Source organism: cyanobacterium endosymbiont of Epithemia clementina EcSB, assembly GCF_029919255.1.
Classification (GTDB): domain Bacteria; phylum Cyanobacteriota; class Cyanobacteriia; order Cyanobacteriales; family Microcystaceae; genus Rippkaea.
The window spans coordinates 2,736,030-2,754,510 of sequence record NZ_CP123991.1 but is presented as its reverse complement, the minus strand read 5'-3'; the positions used below and the strand labels follow the sequence as shown (position 1 = coordinate 2,754,510).

Here is an 18,481-nt window from a genome sequence, read left to right as displayed (position 1 = left end):
CTAGAATTAAAAGCCAAAACTTAAGAGGAATCAAGATGCATAGGGATTCTTAAATAAAGAGCTGATTTACCGGTTTTCTTGTATGGATATCAGGCGAGGTGAAGTTAGCTAGGTTCAGTAGATGATTAAGGGGAGTCTGATCAGCCGTGAGCTCGCCGATAGATCATCTACAATAAGAGTTTGCAGAGGGGTGAGAACTAATAGTTCAGTACAAACTATAAGCTATAGTTCCTTAAATGTAGATTATATAACCTCTATGGTAAGAGAAAAATAGCAAAACATTCATGGTATTTACTCTGCTGACCCTCAGAGTTGATACAAAATAGCTTATCGGCACCAAAATGGCTCTTTCTGTTAACTTTTGAGTTCAGCCCCAGCTGCTTGATCAAGTAACCACCAGAGTTCGTCTTGGGGCTTAATAAAACGTGAGGGATAAGTTTTGTCATCGGACTTAGGAGCCATAATTTGAGCTAAAGCCGGACGTTTATTCTCGCCAGCCACAATAAAAATCACACAATGAGCTTGGTTAATCAAAGGGATAGTGAAGGTTAGGCGAGGCTGTCCATCTTTATTACCCACAGTAATTAAGCGATCACGAACATCGAGGGCTGCTGTTTGAGGAAACAAAGAAGCTGTATGTCCATCATCCCCCATACCAAGTAATACGAGATCTAAAGCGGGAAACTCTCCTGGAACAACCTGAAAAAACTCTCTTAATTCAGCTTCGTGAGTTTGGGCATCAACGGCTGGATCACCTGACTCTGTGGGCATAGGATGAATATTTTCTGCTGGAATAGGGACTTGATTGAGCCAAGCTTGACGTGCCATCCGTTGATTACTGTCCGAATGATTACAACTCACATAACGTTCGTCTCCCCAGAAAATATGTATTTTTTCCCAGGGTAAGGATTGCTTAGCTAAGGCTTCATACAATGGTTTAGGAGTGCTGCCCCCAGATAGAGCTAGGCTACATTTTTCTCTGTTTTGAATAGCATTGGTTATTTTTTCCACCGTTAGAGACAGAGATCGTTCAATGAGAGCAGTTTTATTTGGTAAGACTTCAATCAATTTTTTCATTGCTTTTAAATCGCGTTCAACTGTAACCTATGTAGACTCTTTTTGAGCAAGGCTTTTAGACAGAAGGTACAAAGAGACACCGAATCTATGTTTTTCGATGTGATTTCACCGAGAGACAGTGTCAACCTAAAGTAACTGAGGAGAACAAATTTCTTCAAATTCTAAAACCGTTCTCAGTTATTAGCTGTTTTATTAGCTGTTTTGGCACAAACCAATTGGACCACTAAATACTATCATATTGACAGTGATTGTTATCCTGACAAATTTGTACCTAATGTTTTAACAGGATGGTTGAGAAAAGGGTTAACCTGTCAATTCGCCAAAAACATCCATCCATTTTTTGGGGAGAGGGCTTGCCAAAAATAGTATGATTCCGTAGCTATTTTCGGTGTTTAAATTGCCTCTTAATCGTGGTGAACCCTATTATTGTCAGGTATGGCTTAACCTCTTCCATCAATCTCCACTGAATGAATCAACAGCCAAGCAGATAAAATGACGATGAATAACCGTGCCTTTACCTCTCTTTCGCTTAAACTCATTGGAGTAGTTTTGCTCCTATCTTCCTTGTTGGACTATATCACTCTAGCTATTCCTTTAAACTTGCAAAGTTCTCAATGGCAAATTGGATTGCTTACAAGTATTGTTGATCGTGGAATCGTTCCCTTGGTGGGGATAGGGTTAATTTTAGTTGGATATTTTATCGAAAACTTAAACGAGGCTAATCCTCGTAAATCCTCTGAATTCGATTTACGAGTCCCTATTTATATCCTGGCTACCATCATGGGGCTTATGTTTTTGTTAATTGTTCCGCTTCACCTCAATAATCTTAATGAAGCCAAAGTTAATGCCCTGAATCAAATTGAGCAAGGAGCTGGACAGGGGGCTGACCAAATTCAAGCTTTTTTAACTCAGATCGATCAATTATCTAAGAATCCCCAACGTCTTAGCCAACAGATTCAACAGTTAAATCAGGTAGTTGAGTCAGGACAAGTTCAAGGACAATCCCTCAATGATCAACAGCTGGAACAATTACAACAACAACGTACCCAACTCGAACAATTACAGGACTTATCCAAAAATCCAACAGAATACAAAAATCGCATTAATGAGTTGACTGAACAATTAGAAGGACAGTTAATTGATCGACGCAGACAGGCCGAAAATAAAGCTAAAGCTCAAGCTCTTAAGCAAAGTTTACGTATTGGGTTAAGTAGTTTGATGCTAGCCATTGTTTATAGTACTGTTGGCTGGATTGGATTGAAAGTTGTGATGGGGAGCAAAACTTCTTAAATTTCAAGAAGAAAAACCATCATAGCTAAATTTCCGATTATATTTTTGCCCTTTTGACTCAAATACTTTTTTAGCAATCCCTAAAAAGCCTACAATGACTAGACTCAGCACGATTAGTCAGATTGATGTCCCCTAAACTCCGAACAAACTATGATACTATAAGTGGGATTGATTACCTTCTTATTGAAGAGTTTGCGGATGTGCTTCAACGCTTCAAGCAAGATCTAAAAAATGATCTAATTGCCGGTTTGTTAGTGGTGATTCCTCTAGCAACAACCATCTGGCTAACTATTACTGTTGCTAGCTGGGTAGTTAATTTGCTGACGCAAATTCCTAAGCAGCTTAATCCTTTTGACGGGCTTGATCCAATTTTGAGCTACTGTCTTAATTTGATCGTGGGGTTAGCCGTTCCTCTGCTCTGCATTTTAATTATTGGCTTAATGGCCCGCAATATTGCAGGCCGTTGGTTGTTGGATTTAGGAGAACGAATTTTACAATCAATTCCCTTGGCTGGAGCTGTTTATAAAACCCTTCAACAAATTTTAGAAACCCTATTTAAGGATTCTAAAAGTAAGTTTCGCCGCGTCGTCATGATTGAGTACCCCCGTCAAGGAGTATGGAGTCTTGGTTTTGTCACTGGAGCGTTGAGTGCTCAATTACAATCCCATCTTAATGAGCCAATGCTTAGTGTTTTTATTCCGACGACTCCTAACCCTACCTCTGGGTGGTATACCATCGTTTCTGAAAATGATGTGATTAATTTATCTATTTCCATCGAAGATGCCTTTAAAGTCTTGATTTCTGGCGGTATAGTCAGTCCTCATGCTACGGAATCGGTTTCAGTCACCTTATCTCAATCTCATGATCAAAAGTTAGTTTCCTTAGAAAAACCTATCATTCAAGAATCTGCTGATATCATTTCAACGGAAGACGAAACCTAATGAATGGGTATCATAAACTATGCGGTTAATGGTTTATTGTTTGTCATAGCCTTATGAATTTCTGAGTACGAACCTATTGCCCATTGACTACGAGTGCAGTTGTACAGTCTACTTTGGCATTTTTCTTCTTCTCTCACTTTTGATTTTTGATATCATCGTACTATGCCTTCTAATCAGAAACCTCGCCGAATCTCCCGTGAATTGGCCCTGTTGAGTCTTAGTCAAATTAAGGGGAGTTCCGAAAAACTTGAACAAAAAGAGTTTAGTAATTTAGTCTTAGCGGCAATTCGTACTTTAACCACTGAAGGACAAGATAGTTTAGAAACCGCTGCAGCAGAGTTAACACGTGGTCATGAACGATTGCTAAAAAGTGAGACTCGAGCGGCTGATGTTCAAAGTGCAAAAGCCATGGTGTCCGAAGCTATTGAACTAGTTCAAGGAGCTATTAACCGCTTAGTTTATGCAATCGAACTACCCGAAATGATTCAGCTTTCGAATCAATATGAAGTGGTAGAGTATACATTGGAGTTGATCAAGACTGTTTATCGCCGCCGACTCGAAATCGACCAACAGCTTGAGTCTGTCCTTGTAGATTGGCAATTGAGCCGTTTGCCCAGAATTGATCGAGATATCCTAAGAATAGCAGCGGCAGAGATTCTTTTTCTCAATATCCCTCTCAAGGTCTCCATTAATGAAGCGGTAGAAATAGCTAAGCGTTATTCTGACGACGAGGGTTATCGTTTCATCAATGGAGTTTTACGGCGATTAACCGAACAATTGAGAAAATCAATAAGCCCTAAAGACCCCACCTAAAAATTAGGAGACTTTGGAATAGGGAATTAAAGCAATTTAGAAGGACTGACGATTGAAACGAAACATCTCTTGAAATTGTTGGATACTTCCTTTTTCCTTAAAAATTGTTTAATCACTTGAATTTCTTGAGCTCCTTCAGATTGTAAGTCTTTGAGATAACCTCCGTAGCTGGCTCTTGCTAATTCTTTCCGGACAAACGGACCAAAATATTAAATACATTGGGGAGTTTTTGTAATAATTTCTACCCAGTAAGCTAGTCCAAAAAAATTCAAGATTGTAAGCATAGGTTGTTTTATCCTCATTCCCTTTATGACAATTTTGACTGTTTTTGAAGTGCTATTGTAACGTTCTCTTTTTAAGAAAATTTTTAGCGTTTTATTGACTCCTCGCTTTTCATTAGTTTTTTATGGTAGGTGAGTTATGAGTCCAAATTAAGTTCTTTAACTGTAGAGTATGGTTCAGACCCCAGATAAAGCTTAGCTGACCAACGTTGACGATATACCTCGTACATGGTGATAGCCCCTGCTACAGAAGCATTTAGGCTTGGGGTTCTTCCTTCTAAAGGAATGGAGATAAGTTGATCACAAAAGCGTTGAGTTAATAAACTTAATCCATTCTCCTCTGAGCCTATCACCAATCCTATCGCGCCTCGAAGTTCTATACTGTGTAACAGTTTACCCCCCTCAGCTGTAGTGCCATAAATCCAAAAACCAGCTGCTTTTAAGGTTTCTAGAGCTCTACTTAGATTTACAACCCTAGCCACAGGAAAGAATTCTAATGCCCCTGCGGCTACTTTAGTTACAGTAGAAGTCACTCCAGCTGCCCGTCGTTGAGGGATCACTAATCCTTGTGCTCCTAACGCTTCAGCCGTGCGGATTATTGCCCCTAGGTTGTGGGGATCAGCAATGCCATCAGCAATTATGATGACTGGTTCTTTTATACTAGCTTTGGACTGAGAAATCAACTCATCCAGATCTTGATAGGTATAGGGAGCAATTTGGGCTGCTACTCCTTGATGATTTCCCCTGTGAGTAATTTGATTTAGGCGTTGAATGTTAACTTCATCAATTACTGTTCCTTTAGCTTTCGCTATTTGGAGTAAGGAATGAAAGCGAGTATCATAATGGAGTTTGTTCGTGATCCAAATTCGATTTAATTGGCGACCACTTTCTAAGGCCGTAAGAACGGAGTGGCGACCATAAACTAGATCATTAGTTTCATCATCTTCCTGTGGAGTCTTAGGGACAATATTTGCTCTCAATGAAGATTTTTGTTTTCTTATCGTTGGTTTTCTAGATTTATAAGGGTTGTTATTGCTGGAAACTGGATGAGGTTTTTCTGTCATAATCGATGTGTGGAGAAGAATAAAGATATGTCTATACTTTTTAGAAGCAAAGATTCTGGCGCTCAATTTACCCATAAAATAATAGATAGTGAGTTTATTACCATGGAATCCTTCAGAAATAGCTAATAAGATTTGCTCAAGGTGTAGAAAATCTGAACTTTTGATTATAGTCAGTTATATCATTTTTAGATCTAGGGTTACTTTGAACTAATTATAAGAAATGGGCGAAAAGTTGAGGCAGAGCTCGTTTATTATCGGCTAGAAATGGTAATCTGATTAAGATGAAGGTCATCTCGTACCTTCTAGATGACTCTATGAGGGGTCAGGCATGAATCACTTTATCTTCAGGATTTACTAATCTTAAAAGTTTTTGCTTGATTTGGGCGTCAAAGACCTCCCATTTAAGTTTGGTGTAGTTAGTGTTGTCGTTGCTTCCCCCAAGAAAACCAATGGGGATTTCAAACCCACCAGCCATTTCTCTTCCACCTCCATAGTATCGACCTTGACTATTTTTTCCCAAAGCTTCCTTCAGAAATTCATCAGGATCGAGGGTAAGCTTATTGGTTCTCAGAGAACCGATTACTACTTCAATATCATTATCTTGATCGTGGATAATGCCATACACCACAGCAGTATGAATATTTTCTTCTGTGACTAAAAAATCAGCAGCCTGGGGAATTGCATCTCGATCTTCGTAACGTAAATAACCTACTCCAGCAATAGAAACACTGTTTTGAGTCCAACGATTTTTCAGTGATCGCTCAATCACATCCATAACTCGCCGTGAACGCGCTGATTGTAGCACGGCATTAAGTAACTGGGAGTCATAGATACGAGATAAATAAGCTGCTGCTAATAAGTCTTGTTCTTGAGCTTGGAGTAAATTATTAGTATCCGAACGAATGCCATGCATCAAAGCAGTTGCACACTTCACATGAACGTTATCACTGCTATCAAGGTCTAATAGTCCTGCCTGTAGGTATTGAGTAATAATCGTTGCGGTGGCACGAATTTGAGGCCGCAAGTCAAGAAATTCTGCTCTAATGTCCCCTTGTTTGCCATGATGGTCAATAACAACAGCAATGGGAATTTTAGCTTGTTTAACCAACGGCATCAATTGACTGGTATTCCCTTGACTATCCACTAACACGCAACTTTGATAAATAGAAAGATCTCGTTCTTTAAGGGTATTAACACTCCATCGTTTAGCAGGTAGTCCAGTTAACTTAACTAAGGCAATATTTTCCTGATGGGATAGGGTTCCGGCATAGACGATATCACAGTTAATATCATAAGGTTGGGCAATGAGTTGGTAAGCCCAGGCACTTGAGAGGGCATCAGGATCGGGAAAATCCTGAATTATAACAATTTGACATTCTCCTTGATGATGTTCTAAAGACTGTTGTAACTTGTGAGCAAGTTGTCCCGGGAGTACATCATGATTTTTCTTTCCATGACTAGGAATGATAGTTGTTGAACTGTTCTCATCAGAATCCGTGTTCGTTAGCTCAGTTTCCCCCGGAGTCAACTGCGATCTTAACTTTGTCTGCGAGGTCTTATGGTTACTAGGAGTAAGTAAGGTTGATTTCATCTGCAAGTAGTTTAGTGAGAAGAGATGGTTAATAATGGAAGTTAATATTAAGAGGTTCAGAGATTTTTAACTAACTGCGGTCAGAGTCTAGCATTTCATTAGAAAAATTTGGCAATGAGACAACTCTATGGAGTGTAAAAGGCAATTAGGATGGTTAACCGTATATTCAACTACTTTATCGACACACAGAAGGATACCTAGGGTTACTTTCGGGTCTTCCTGTGATTGATCGGCAAGACAAAGTATTTCTAAATCTTTTGACATAAAGATTTAGAAATAAAGATCTAATTTAGATTAGACACATTTTCTAGATTACTCTATCATTTTAACGTGATTTTTACGGTAGGTTTTTTTTGTCATAAAATGGTGGGATTTTACCATAGATCCTTGAATAAGTATCATTTTTCTAGATAATCATTCGATCTTAAATCTTTCTAAATTAACTCATGTTTTATTATCGATAATTTTGTTTACCCCTAAATTATTCTCCAAAAAACCAAATGATAATAATCAAGCATAGAATACTTAGTAAATTCCAGAATAACGACCTAAGGTTATGGAACAAGATAATAGGGATACTTGTTAAAGTATGGGAAAAAATCCAGTTAAATATTAGTAATATTAAGACTAAAACCAGTAAGTTCATGAGTTAAAAAAATTTAGATTAAAAATCATAGCTTAACTAACGCCTGTTAATTTATTTTTTAAAGGAAACAAAAATAATTCTATGATTTATATCATAATGGGTGTATCTGGTTCGGGAAAAACAACTATAGGAAAGCAACTTAGCTTTCAGTTGGACTATCATTTTTATGATGCAGATGATTTACATTCATCAGAAAATATTAAAAAAATGAGTCAAGGAATTCCTCTTAACGACAAAGATCGCCAGCCCTGGTTACTATCTCTGAGTCACTTAATTAATAATCTACAACAACATCAAAAAAATGCTGTTATTGCCTGCTCATCTCTCAAGAAATCCTATAGGCAATTACTCCAAGGTAATCATCAAGATCTAGTTTGGATTTATCTTAAAGGGAGTTTTGAGCAAATTTTGGAAAGACTGAACAAACGAAAAGAACACTTTATGAAAAGTCAGATGCTCAAGTCTCAATTTGAAGACCTAGAAGAACCAAAAAACGCGATCATTCTCGATATTGGTCCAACTCCAGAAAAAATTATAAAACAAATATTATCTAATCTTACTGTTTCCTAAAAATCTAATAAAAATAAAAAATTGTTGGTCGAAAGAAGAGATTTTGATTGAGAAGTAAAATCATGATACTTAAGCTAAAGTCTAAAATAAAATCAATCATAGAACTTCTGATTGATTTTTAGGTAATTATTTATATTACCACAACCAATTGTAGCCACAATAACGCTTCTTCTGCTAAGGCTCTCACTGTCAGGGATAGCCATTATGTTTCCAAAATTCGGCTTATTTTTAAGCAAAAATTCTAATCGATTAATTCATTTAGCTTTCTTCCAAAAGAATAAATGAGAAACTATTGATCGCATTTGCTTATTATGACTGGGAGGTAGAGATTATCCGAACAATCCAAATACTAAGAAGTTAGTCTCTCCCGCAAAATCTTCAAGGAGAAGATTTATCGCATATCCCTCATAAACAATGTCGTATGACATAGGCTACTTACAGAACGAGTTTTACTAACTTCATAAAATAAATGACTTTAATTCTTTTCCACTCAACTTCTAATTTAGATTAAAAGGTAACACGGTGAAAGTCCTTAGTACACCCCTGATAGGAAAGTTTCATCAAATCCGCCGACCAACTAAATATTTTAGGAGTAGCTAATTTCCAGACTAGAAATTCCCAATCCTGGAGATTAACTTGGGGGATATCTCCATAGATTAACGCTGGAAACCTTTCGGCTAAACACGGTCTAGGAGTAACGTAACCGCTCTTATCAGATTTGGATTTTTCGAAAAACTTATTCAACATAAGTTACTAAAGTCATTGACGACAGTGAAATGTTCCCATATAAATCGCGCAGATGTACGACATGGGATTTTCTGGGATTAAGATGTAGAACCGGCCATGATAATCTATCATTCAGACAATCTCATGAACAAGGTCAAGAAATCTGCACTGTATACGAAAGTCCGCGAAGGATTTACTCTTGATTTGATTCGGGAGAATGGGGATGAATTTGTTCCTCGCTAGGACATTCATCAGAAATAGGGAGCTCAAAATTGTATCTTGAAACGGACGCTAGTTTTTGACTCAAAGAACCAATACTCTCGAGTCGAATCATTTCCTCCCAGGAGCTAATCTCGTCATCTTCTTCGGTTTCATAACGAATTGTGACTAAGTCTCCTTCTAGGGAGACTATAGTAGCCCCTTCAATCCAACGCTGTTGGTCCCGCAAGAAAAGACAGACTTCACGACCCTCTGTACAGATTTGATAAATCTTGCGATGTAGCATAGGTCTCTCCTTAGCAGGTAATACATCTCAGTCATAATAATGTCATCTTAACAATAACACACTGACTCCTATCCGTGAGAAGAGAAAATTTTTTGGTTTAGCTAGATAGTTCAGATGAGTTGCTCCCAAAAATAGTCTAAGTAGTTTGAGTCTAATGCTTTCTGGAAAGGTTGCACTCAGCATAATTTCTAAAAGAAGCAATTATGGCTCTTCTAGACTAAGAATAATAGAGTGGCAGTAAATATATCAAGTCAAGAATTTATTGTTATCTGCTATGCACAATATCTTTACATACTATATAAGTGTATCGTTTTCAACGACACATCGTTTTGTGTAATACGTTAGTGCTCAGAAATTTAGTGCTTCATCAGTTTTTAGTACAGAGAAAAATTAATAGTGTAAAAATTAATAGTGTCAATAATGTTTTCTTTTCCTCTATAATTGTGCTGACTATCTTGATGAATTTAAAATTTATGAATTGTAATCCGTCTATAAAACATGGAAACAAAAGTCTGGAGATAGTCCATATAGCATATCTACTTTCATAGAAATGAATTAGCTCAATTTGAGGTATTAATGCTTCTAATCTAGAAAATTAGACTATATAGTTCATATTGAGCAAATACTTTAGTAAATAGATGGCACTTTTTTGTATCTATGTATTTTTATTTTTAAATATTTCTAATTATTAAGAACTGACATTTTTTTTATTTTTTTTCTCTGAACTGCTTCCCATTTCCTGCTCCCAATTTTTAACTATCAGTTAATCATTTTAAGTTGAGTCGAAATGAAAATAGAAAGTTTTGTAAAATACGGCTTTTAGGTACATTATTCGAGCAATAAAAGTAGTATTTAATTTTAAAAAGCGTGGGAAAAAGAAAGAATAAAGTAATTACACAAAGTAAAAAAAGAAAAATAACATATAATTTTTATATAGAAATAAGACAAAAATTTAAGTGATTTTATATCAATAAAAAACCATACAAATAGGTAAGTGAAACTAAAAAATACTTCAAAAATAAAGGAATAGAGATGATAATGAGTTAGTTAACACAACGTTCACACAACTAGTTTAGTTAAAGCTTAACTAAAAAAACAGGAAGAAAAAGAACTATATCTGTTTTAGATATAAACTTATAGTCCAGAACTAAATATAATAAAAAAGAAATAGCATCAAATAAAAATTTGTCAGATTGTCAGAAGGATATTTAAAGTTACATAATCATATTAGTCTAAGCATTACAAAAATTTATTAGAATAGTCAATGAACTATTAGACACTTGCTTTGGACAGAAAAAACTGTCTATCTCAAGAAAAATTATCGGCTAAATGTTTTGCTTTGCAAGGGCTCCAACAATTTATTATACGCAATATACAAACCATAAACAAAGGGCAGTTTTAAAAGATAGCTTTATCTTTAAACTTGCCCTAAAATATTGAGAATAAGTTAACTCTTAAGATTGACTCGCCAATTTAAGAATTTGGTCCACAACTTCCATACTTTCTTTGTAAAGAACATCTTGACCCCACCGTTGCAATTGCTTACTTAACAGGTGGTCAGTTTTTTGATCTGCTAAGGAAGTTACTTGTTCAATACGACAAGCCTGCGCACCGCCAGAAGCTTCCATTCGCATACATCCAGTAGTTCCTGAACACAAGACGGTACAACAGTCTGCTTTAAGATTAGTCGAACTCAACTTAAGACTAATTAAGTCCCCTAAAACTTCACCCCAGTCTGTTAAGGGAACTCCTGATAATTCTACTTCAATGGATTTATTATCACCACTGATAAACTTAACCCGTCGAACATCGTATTCTCCATCTTCGTACTCATAACTAACAGGCTTCCATTGTAAGCGACTGGCGATCCATCCAAGAAACATCAATGCTTGTGCTGGATTGCCCTTTTCATAATCAATAGTTGCCCGATCAATTTCTCTGACAGCATCACGACGTTCGGGAGGATCAAATGCAGCGGAAGTTAACTCTTGCCACGCACCCAAACGAGCCCAGTTTAGATCAGCTAGAAAAACATCATCGGCTAACATTTCAATAGTGTGAGATAAATCTTCTTCAGGATTGCTAAAGATGCTAGAATCGATAATTAAGGTATTTTCTTTGGATACTAGACGCTTAAATAAGCCATATTCAGGAGCAGGTTCAGCTTTCCACCAGACAAAAGTAGATAGCCCGTTAATGGTCAAATCAGAGATAATTTCTCCAATTTTATCCAATGCCTCTGCGGTTCCGCGTAAGGTAATGTACTCACAACAAACTAGGGTATGTTGACTGCGTTTATTGACTGGACAATAGGCAGAAACTTGAGCTTTGACTCCATTATCCTCGCCAACGGTAGGACAAAGGGTGATGATTCGACAAGGATTTGCCGAAGCGATGGTATCGGCAATTCCTGTTCCTTCCAAGTCGGGAGGATATTCTTGAGAAGCCCGTTGCTGTACATCGGTTAATTTTCCTTCAGCTTTGGCTTTGTCAAGTTCTTTTTTTAACCTATCGAGTAAGGTCTGGTTAGATTTCCCTGTTGCCTCCATCTCATAAGCTTTCTGGGCTGATTTAATCGCGGCGATGGTCCGAGGTCCAGCGATGCCATCTACTGGACCGGTATAAAAGCCTAAGGTAGCTAACAAATGTTGGGTGGGTTCAGGTTCATAAACCACAAAGGTAAAAGTGGTTGCCCTAGTAGCAGCTATCCCATCTTTATTGTCGCCGTAATTTTGCCAGATACTGGCTAGTTCAGCTTCAATAACATTAATAGAAACATCCTTTGGGTCTTGTAGGGAAACTAGAGGGGGAGTTTGGGTAGTCATGGTTGGTTCTTCGTTTACATTCTACAATTAACAATTGTTTCCTCAATTACAATCGTCGCCAACGCCGACCATCGCGGTTCAACAACAATTCAGCTTCTTCGGGTTCCCAGGTTCCGGCTTCGTATTGAGGAACGGTAGACGGGTCGGCTTCGCCATCCCAAGCAGATAAAATAGGAGTGACGACACGCCAAGCTTCTTCCACTTCATCGGCACGAGTAAATAGAGTTTGATCTCCTAACATAGTGTCGAGGAGGAGACGATGGTAAGCATCGGCGGTTGCCATACCGAAAGAAGACCCATAGTTAAAGTCCATTTCCACTGTACGGGTTCTTAATTCTGACCCAGGCATTTTGGCTTCAAACCTTAGAGCAATACCCTCATTAGGTTGAATTCGCATACTTAATACGTTCGCATTAGTTTGATGGGCAATAGATTGGAAAATCAGTAGGGGAACTTCCTTAAATTGAATGGCAATTTCAGTAACCTTTTTAGGTAGACGTTTTCCTGTCCGTAGATAAAAAGGAACCCCTTTCCAACGCCAGTTATCAATCATTAATTTCATGGCGACATAGGTGGGGGTAGTGGAATTGGGGTTAACCCCTGGCTCTTCCCGATAGCCAGCAACAGATTTTCCTTTCATCCATCCTGCTTTGTACTGTCCGCGAACTGCCGAGTTTTCTAGGTTGTGAAGGTCTGCGAGGTGTGTCGCTTGCAAGACTTTTACTTTTTCGTTACGAACACTATCAGCACCCAGAGCGTTAGGAGGTTCCATTGCCGTCAGACAAAACAGCTGCATTAAGTGATTTTGCAACATATCCCGTAAAGCCCCAGAGCTTTCGTAATAACCAGCACGATCTTCGACCCCGACGGTTTCAGCCACAGTAATTTGAACATTATCTACAAATTGACGGTTCCAAAGGGGTTCAAAAATGGTATTAGCAAAGCGGAAAACCAGCAAGTTCTGAACAGTTTCTTTGCCTAAATAATGGTCAATGCGATAAACTTGTTCTTCTCTACAAACATTTTGAACAATCCGGTTCAAAACTTGGGCTGAACTTAAGTCTTTACCAAAAGGTTTTTCAATGACAATGCGGTGTTTAACAGGATCACTTAGCATTCCCGTCGCTCCTAGTTGTTTTATGCCAGGAGGGAAGAAATTAGGAGAAACCGAGAGGTAAAAGACACGGTTTCCTCGTGTTCCTCGCTTACTGTCAAGTTCTTCTAGGAAGGCTTTAAGTTTGTGATAGCTTTCTGACTCATCCATGTTGCCACGGCAATAGAACAAGCCTTGGGCGAAATCATTCCAGAGTTGTTCATTGCCGATGCCATCGGAGAATTCTTCAATTCCCTTACGCATTTGTTCCCGAAAAAAATCGTGACTCCAGTCCCGACGGGCGACCCCTACGATAGTTAATCCTGGGGGAAGTCGCCGTTCTTGTTTCATTTTATAGACGGCGGGAACGAGTTTCCGTTGAGTAAGGTCGCCAGAAGCCCCAAAAATTACGAGTATTAGGGGTTCTGGAGTTCGTTCTTGGCGTAGTCCTACGCGGAAGGGGTTTTCTAGCAGCGTTACCATAGAGTTTTCAAATGCTCCTTCGTTAATCTCCAGTGTACCGAAAACTTCTTTAATTTCAGGGAACTTATCACAGAAAATTAAGCTTTGGTCATCATATTCTGTATTCAGATCTCTTGGGAAGAGTGGTAGAAGATAAAAGAAAACACAAAGAAAGCAACTTTTCAATTCTTCCAAATTTTAGCTTTTTCAGACTAGCTGTAGCGATATTTTTGATTAACTAAAGATGAGATTTTTACAAGATTGCGGCATTTTTTTAACAAAAAAAGATAAATATTTGCTGGTATTAAAATATATGAAAAAAAGAGAGTTTGATTTTAATGATATGAAGTCAATCACAATTTCTCAGTCTTGCCAACTTTAATAACTGTTGAAAATGCAAGTAGATAATAATTTCAATATTTTTGTAACCCTCTATAGAAAGGGTTCAAAAATGTTAATTTTTTCCTATTAAAACAAAAGTTAAAAACTTATTTTAGAGTAGTGAACTTTACTCTCACTTGTGTGCGGCTAATTATATTTTCTTTTCTGGAAAAAGAACTAATCCACTGTAAACTGCCTTCCCTGAAGAGAATTAGTAGTAAAAAAAAAATTAAAAAAATCGAGTTCTCTTTTTACTTAAAAACTTTTGTATTATCGTTGTTTCTGTTTTTTAAATGCTGATAGGATGTTTTCATTCCATAAGTTTGAACGAGTTAAGTCTTTGTAAAGTTAGTATTTTAGCTTTTAAAAGTCTGCCTCTCTGCCACTTGGTAAGCTCAAAATTTCCACAAGAACCTTATAGCTCCTAGGTTTCAATTGAAACCTAGGAGCCATAAGGTTCTTGTCTGTTGCTCCCAGAGTCAGGAAAACCCACGTCCGTAGCTTTTTTTGTAACTATCTATGAAAGAAAACAAGCCTCTTTTTATTAGTAAAAAGACTCTATCAGGAATAGACCAAAATATTACGCCTTTGCTGTTTCACTTCCTCGATTTTTGCGATCTTCAATAAATGACTCAACGAGCTTAACATCATCTTTAGAACCGATCACTAATGGAGTTCTTGCGTGTAGTTTATCAGGAACGATATCTAAGATTCTTGTGGTGCCGTCGCTAGCCTTTCCTCCTGCTTGTTCAATCAAAAAAGCGAGGGGCGCAGTTTCATAAAGCAATCGCAATTTTCCTTCAGGTTTTTTTACTGTACCTGGATAAAGAAAAACTCCCCCTTGCATTAAAATTCGGTGTACATCTCCGACCAAGGCTCCACTATAACGAGCGGTGTATCCTTCATGTCGGTGAACATAACGGGTATAGTCTCGAATAGCTTCATCCCACTGCCAAAAATTTCCTTCATTGTTACTGTAAACCGGTCCATGATCTGGAATCTTAATATCTTCTTGAGCAAGGATAAATTCCCCTAAACTGGGGTCGAGAAGAAAAGAGTGAACTCCATGACCAATAGAGTAAACTAACATGGTCGAAGGACCATAGAGAATATATCCGGCCGCTAGTTGTCCTTTGCCATCTTGCAATAAATCCGCTCCTTTTCCATCTTCATCCATTACCTGTTGTTGACGAATGGCAAAAATGGATCCCACGTTCAAATTAATATCCACATTGGAGGAACCATCGATGGGATCATAAAGGAGAGTATAGCGTCCAATAGGACAATTTTCTGGAATATAATAGGGGTCCTCCATTTCTTCAGAAGCGAGACGACAAACTAAGCCGCTTTGCTTAAATACAGAAATAAAGACATCGTTAGCGTAGACATCCATCTTTTTGACGGATTCTCCTTGAACATTGGTTTCTCCCGTAAATCCCAAAACATCAGCCATCAGACCGGCACGGCTAAGGCGACGGGCAATCAGTTTCCCAGCCAAGGCGATGCGGGTCATGATAGCACTAAGATCCTGGGCTTCCGGGGAAAAGCTTTGAAGTTGTTGGAGAATGTGGCGAGAAAGAGTAGTACAGTCACGATCAAGGCTGCATTCTGGAACAACTACGGGCTGGAAGCTAGTCATAATGAAGTCATCCGGTCAAAAGTTAAGAAGTCATAAGTTTGACTTCATCGACATAATATATTGCTTGTCATCGATACTTAAATCAATGATTTTGCTTGTCATCGATCTTAATCAATGATTGCTGCTTTGCCCAATAACTTTAGATTAGCTTCAGGTTATGTCTGGATTATTGATATTGATCAAATCAAAATGAACACAGGAAAAGATTCTAAATTATACTAATAATAGTAATTGAAATAGTAATCGAAGGATCCAACACAAATTTTTATAGTAATTAATCCATTAGTCTTAATGCCTAAAATTCCCAACTATTATTTTAGTTTTTGAACTTCTATTGTCTGTTCTTGAGAGGTAATTATCACTTAGCCTGTAGATTATGTAAACACAATTATTCTCTTTCAAAAAATTAATAAAATTCGAACTATTGTCTGATTACCAAGAAAGTTTATGACAGATAAACGCTTTTTTTTCTAAAAAAAAGCATGTGTTTTCCATAGTCTGATTGATACATTTCTAAATGTGGTTTATTTCTTTGTAAAAAATTTTAGATCGTAAAAATACCATCTTTTTGACATAATCTTCTTTTTTAAGACTATATTCACCTCGTTGCGGTTAAAAAACAGTCTCTAACGATTAGAATATAAATATTTTATTGATACCATAAAACATATGATGTATTTAAGTATGTATTAATAAATACGGGAAATATCGATAGAGTTTTTTAGAGAAGTTTATTTTTTAAGACCTGGTCATAGATTGACTAGCAATACAAAAAAATACTGCTAATCAATCTACTTACATTGTGTATTTAAACTCCACTTATATGAATAATAACATCCCGTGTATGACTGCCTGTTCGGTGTTCCCAAAGATAAATTCCTTGCCAAGTACCTAACACTAATCTACCTTGACTAATAGGAATTTGTTCAGAGGTTTTTGTTAACACTGAGCGAATATGGGCAGGCATATCGTCAGGTCCTTCGGTACTATGAATATATTGTTCTGATTCTGGAACTAATTGGGCAAAGAAATTAGATAAATCTACTAAAACATCAGGATCAGCATTTTCTTGAATTATCAATGATGCTGATGTATGACGTACAAAGATAGTACACAATCCTGTTTGAATTCCAGACTCAACAACCGCTTCTTCTACCTTAGAGGTAATGCGACAAAAGTCTTTTCCTCTGGTCGAAATAGATAGCTCTTTTTGATGGCAATTCATAAATCATTAACCAATAATTAACAATTAATAATCGGCAATTGATAATCAATTACCAATTATTTTAAAGCAAGAAGAAATGACTAGATAACTAGCGGAACATACTACTAACAGAAGTATCTTCATGGATACGCCAAATAGCCTCACCGATCAAGTTAGCAACCGAGAGAACCGTTAATTGTTTAAAACGATGTTCTTTGGGAACGCTAATGGTGTTAGTCACAATAACTTCTTCTAACATTCCACTCGATAATCTAGAAATGGCTGGTTCGGAGAAGACAGCATGAGTTGCACAGGCATAAACTTGTCTTGCGCCTTCTTTGCGCAACAGTCTAGCCCCTTCTAAAATAGTGCCGGCTGTGTCGATCATATCATCGACTAAGACGGCGGTTTTTCCTTGAACATCCCCGATTAGATTTAACACTTCAGCCACATTATGAACTTGACGGCGTTTATCAATAATTGCTAAGGGGGCCCCATTTAATTTTTTAGCAAATGCCCTTGCCCTAGCTACACCTCCCACGTCAGGGGAGACGACGACTAAATCGGAAAGTTGTTTACTAGCTAAATAATTAACGATTACGGGAGATCCATAAACGTGATCAAAGGGGATGTCAAAATAACCTTGTATTTGGGCCGAATGTAAATCCATCGCCAGTACCCGTTGGGCCCCAGCTTCAGTGAATAAATTAGCTACTAGTTTAGCAGTAATCGATTCACGCCCGGCAGTTTTGCGATCAGCCCGTCCATAAGCATAGTAGGGAATGACGGCAGTAATTTGCCGCGCTGATGCCCGACGACAAGCATCAATCATAATCAGCAATTCCATGAAGTGATCATTCACTGGATGAGAACAGGGTTGGATTAGATAAACATCACATCCCCGAATAGATTCTTGAATCTGAACATAGAGTTCCCCATCAGCAAATTTTTTGCGAACCATCGGCCCAATGTTCATTCCTAAATAACAGGCAACCTCTTGGGCAAGAGGAATGTTAGCAGACCCTGAAAAAAGACTCAGGCGATTATTCTCTGACAGTGTTGGCGCTGTCGGATCTAACGTTAATATAGGAGTGTGACTCACAGCAGACTTTTGTCCCTTTAAATTATAGCAAATCCATCATCTCAGGTTTTTTGCTTGCCTGAGTGAGTTTTCTTCTCTACGTACGATCATATCGAACGCTCCCTTTAATAGATATACATGCACAGATAGTTTTTATACTTGAAAGTTTTAGGTAATTTTTCTGAGAAGTTGGCAAACTAATGAGACAATTAAGAAGAATTGTTTTCATTGTTCCCTAAACTTAAACAAAACTGAACAATTATCAGAAAATTTCAAGAGCTTTTTTAGATTG

At 37.7% G+C, this 18,481-nt stretch carries 14 protein-coding genes and 1 pseudogene; 4 read left to right on the top strand and 11 right to left on the bottom strand.

Annotation, left to right across the window (positions count from 1 at the left end; all coding sequences use genetic code 11):
• Window positions 1-354 precede the first annotated feature (354 nt).
• Window positions 355-1,077, bottom strand: a complete 723-nt coding sequence (pgl, locus tag P3F56_RS09180; RefSeq protein ID WP_281152560.1) for a 6-phosphogluconolactonase — start codon at window positions 1,075-1,077, stop codon at window positions 355-357.
• Between the two features lie 498 nt (window positions 1,078-1,575).
• Here pgl and hpsJ-B point away from each other — a divergent pair, with 498 nt between their 5' ends.
• The 3 genes from hpsJ-B to nusB all read left to right on the top strand — a co-directional run bounded on the left by hpsJ-B (window position 1,576) and on the right by nusB (window position 4,121).
• A complete protein-coding gene (gene hpsJ-B / locus P3F56_RS09175) occupies window positions 1,576-2,367 on the top strand; it encodes a hormogonium polysaccharide biosynthesis protein HpsJ (RefSeq protein WP_281153787.1) in 792 nt (263 codons plus the stop codon).
• A 200-nt stretch (window positions 2,368-2,567) separates the two neighbouring features.
• The gene (locus tag P3F56_RS09170; protein ID WP_281153786.1) at window positions 2,568-3,308 is read left to right on the top strand and encodes a DUF502 domain-containing protein; all 741 of its coding nucleotides are present in this window, start codon (window positions 2,568-2,570) and stop codon (window positions 3,306-3,308) included.
• Between the two features lie 162 nt (window positions 3,309-3,470).
• Window positions 3,471-4,121 carry a transcription antitermination factor NusB gene (gene nusB, locus P3F56_RS09165; protein WP_281152559.1) on the top strand — a complete coding sequence of 217 codons (651 nt, stop codon included), beginning with the start codon at window positions 3,471-3,473 and terminating at the stop codon, window positions 4,119-4,121.
• Between the two features lie 26 nt (window positions 4,122-4,147).
• Here nusB and P3F56_RS10590 read toward each other — a convergent pair.
• From P3F56_RS10590 to P3F56_RS09155, 3 genes and pseudogenes are all read right to left on the bottom strand, one after another.
• Window positions 4,148-4,285, bottom strand: a pseudogene (locus P3F56_RS10590) (hypothetical protein); the annotation flags it as partial.
• Between the two features lie 254 nt (window positions 4,286-4,539).
• Window positions 4,540-5,466: a 23S rRNA (guanosine(2251)-2'-O)-methyltransferase RlmB gene (gene rlmB / locus P3F56_RS09160; RefSeq protein WP_281152558.1), complete on the bottom strand. Its 927-nt coding sequence runs from the start codon at window positions 5,464-5,466 to the stop codon at window positions 4,540-4,542.
• Window positions 5,467-5,788: 322 nt separating this feature from the next.
• Complete coding sequence (locus tag P3F56_RS09155; RefSeq protein ID WP_281152557.1) at window positions 5,789-7,057, bottom strand: DHH family phosphoesterase; 1,269 nt, start codon at window positions 7,055-7,057, stop codon at window positions 5,789-5,791.
• Window positions 7,058-7,784: 727 nt separating this feature from the next.
• Here P3F56_RS09155 and P3F56_RS09150 point away from each other — a divergent pair.
• Window positions 7,785-8,273, top strand: coding sequence for a gluconokinase (locus tag P3F56_RS09150; protein WP_281152556.1), 489 nt, complete (start codon window positions 7,785-7,787; stop codon window positions 8,271-8,273).
• A 507-nt stretch (window positions 8,274-8,780) separates the two neighbouring features.
• Here the strand turns inward: P3F56_RS09150 and P3F56_RS09145 are convergent.
• From P3F56_RS09145 to P3F56_RS09115, 7 genes are all read right to left on the bottom strand, one after another.
• Window positions 8,781-9,020 carry a molybdopterin-binding protein gene (locus P3F56_RS09145; RefSeq protein ID WP_281152555.1) on the bottom strand — a complete coding sequence of 80 codons (240 nt, stop codon included), beginning with the start codon at window positions 9,018-9,020 and terminating at the stop codon, window positions 8,781-8,783.
• 172 nt (window positions 9,021-9,192) lie between these two features.
• Window positions 9,193-9,504, bottom strand: a complete 312-nt coding sequence (locus P3F56_RS09140) for a DUF6679 family protein (protein WP_281152554.1) — start codon at window positions 9,502-9,504, stop codon at window positions 9,193-9,195.
• A 1,454-nt stretch (window positions 9,505-10,958) separates the two neighbouring features.
• Window positions 10,959-12,329 (bottom strand): glucose-6-phosphate dehydrogenase assembly protein OpcA, encoded by a 1,371-nt coding sequence (opcA, locus tag P3F56_RS09135; protein WP_281152553.1) that lies wholly within the window; start codon window positions 12,327-12,329, stop codon window positions 10,959-10,961.
• A 46-nt stretch (window positions 12,330-12,375) separates the two neighbouring features.
• Window positions 12,376-13,905 (bottom strand): glucose-6-phosphate dehydrogenase, encoded by a 1,530-nt coding sequence (zwf, locus tag P3F56_RS09130; RefSeq protein WP_281152552.1) that lies wholly within the window; start codon window positions 13,903-13,905, stop codon window positions 12,376-12,378.
• 940 nt (window positions 13,906-14,845) lie between these two features.
• Window positions 14,846-15,904 (bottom strand): class 1 fructose-bisphosphatase, encoded by a 1,059-nt coding sequence (gene fbp, locus P3F56_RS09125; RefSeq protein ID WP_281152551.1) that lies wholly within the window; start codon window positions 15,902-15,904, stop codon window positions 14,846-14,848.
• Between the two features lie 808 nt (window positions 15,905-16,712).
• Window positions 16,713-17,129, bottom strand: coding sequence for a secondary thiamine-phosphate synthase enzyme YjbQ (locus P3F56_RS09120; protein ID WP_281152550.1), 417 nt, complete (start codon window positions 17,127-17,129; stop codon window positions 16,713-16,715).
• A gap of 88 nt (window positions 17,130-17,217) precedes the next feature.
• The gene (locus tag P3F56_RS09115; protein WP_281152549.1) at window positions 17,218-18,210 is read right to left on the bottom strand and encodes a ribose-phosphate pyrophosphokinase; all 993 of its coding nucleotides are present in this window, start codon (window positions 18,208-18,210) and stop codon (window positions 17,218-17,220) included.
• Between the last annotated feature and the right edge of the window lie 271 nt (window positions 18,211-18,481).

What these genes read in the sequence shown, in the direction of transcription:
- P3F56_RS09145 (WP_281152555.1), bottom strand. Translation starts at nt 9,020, where the DNA reads ATGTTGAATAAGTTTTTCGAAAAATCCAAATCTGATAAGAGCGGTTAC.
- pgl (WP_281152560.1), bottom strand. Translation starts at nt 1,077, where the DNA reads ATGAAAAAATTGATTGAAGTCTTACCAAATAAAACTGCTCTCATTGAA.
- P3F56_RS09120 (WP_281152550.1), bottom strand. Translation starts at nt 17,129, where the DNA reads ATGAATTGCCATCAAAAAGAGCTATCTATTTCGACCAGAGGAAAAGAC.
- nusB (WP_281152559.1), top strand. Translation starts at nt 3,471, where the DNA reads ATGCCTTCTAATCAGAAACCTCGCCGAATCTCCCGTGAATTGGCCCTG.
- opcA (WP_281152553.1), bottom strand. Translation starts at nt 12,329, where the DNA reads ATGACTACCCAAACTCCCCCTCTAGTTTCCCTACAAGACCCAAAGGAT.
- P3F56_RS09140 (WP_281152554.1), bottom strand. Translation starts at nt 9,504, where the DNA reads ATGCTACATCGCAAGATTTATCAAATCTGTACAGAGGGTCGTGAAGTC.
- P3F56_RS09150 (WP_281152556.1), top strand. Translation starts at nt 7,785, where the DNA reads ATGATTTATATCATAATGGGTGTATCTGGTTCGGGAAAAACAACTATA.
- rlmB (WP_281152558.1), bottom strand. Translation starts at nt 5,466, where the DNA reads ATGACAGAAAAACCTCATCCAGTTTCCAGCAATAACAACCCTTATAAA.
- hpsJ-B (WP_281153787.1), top strand. Translation starts at nt 1,576, where the DNA reads ATGAATAACCGTGCCTTTACCTCTCTTTCGCTTAAACTCATTGGAGTA.
- fbp (WP_281152551.1), bottom strand. Translation starts at nt 15,904, where the DNA reads ATGACTAGCTTCCAGCCCGTAGTTGTTCCAGAATGCAGCCTTGATCGT.
- P3F56_RS09155 (WP_281152557.1), bottom strand. Translation starts at nt 7,057, where the DNA reads ATGAAATCAACCTTACTTACTCCTAGTAACCATAAGACCTCGCAGACA.
- zwf (WP_281152552.1), bottom strand. Translation starts at nt 13,905, where the DNA reads ATGGTAACGCTGCTAGAAAACCCCTTCCGCGTAGGACTACGCCAAGAA.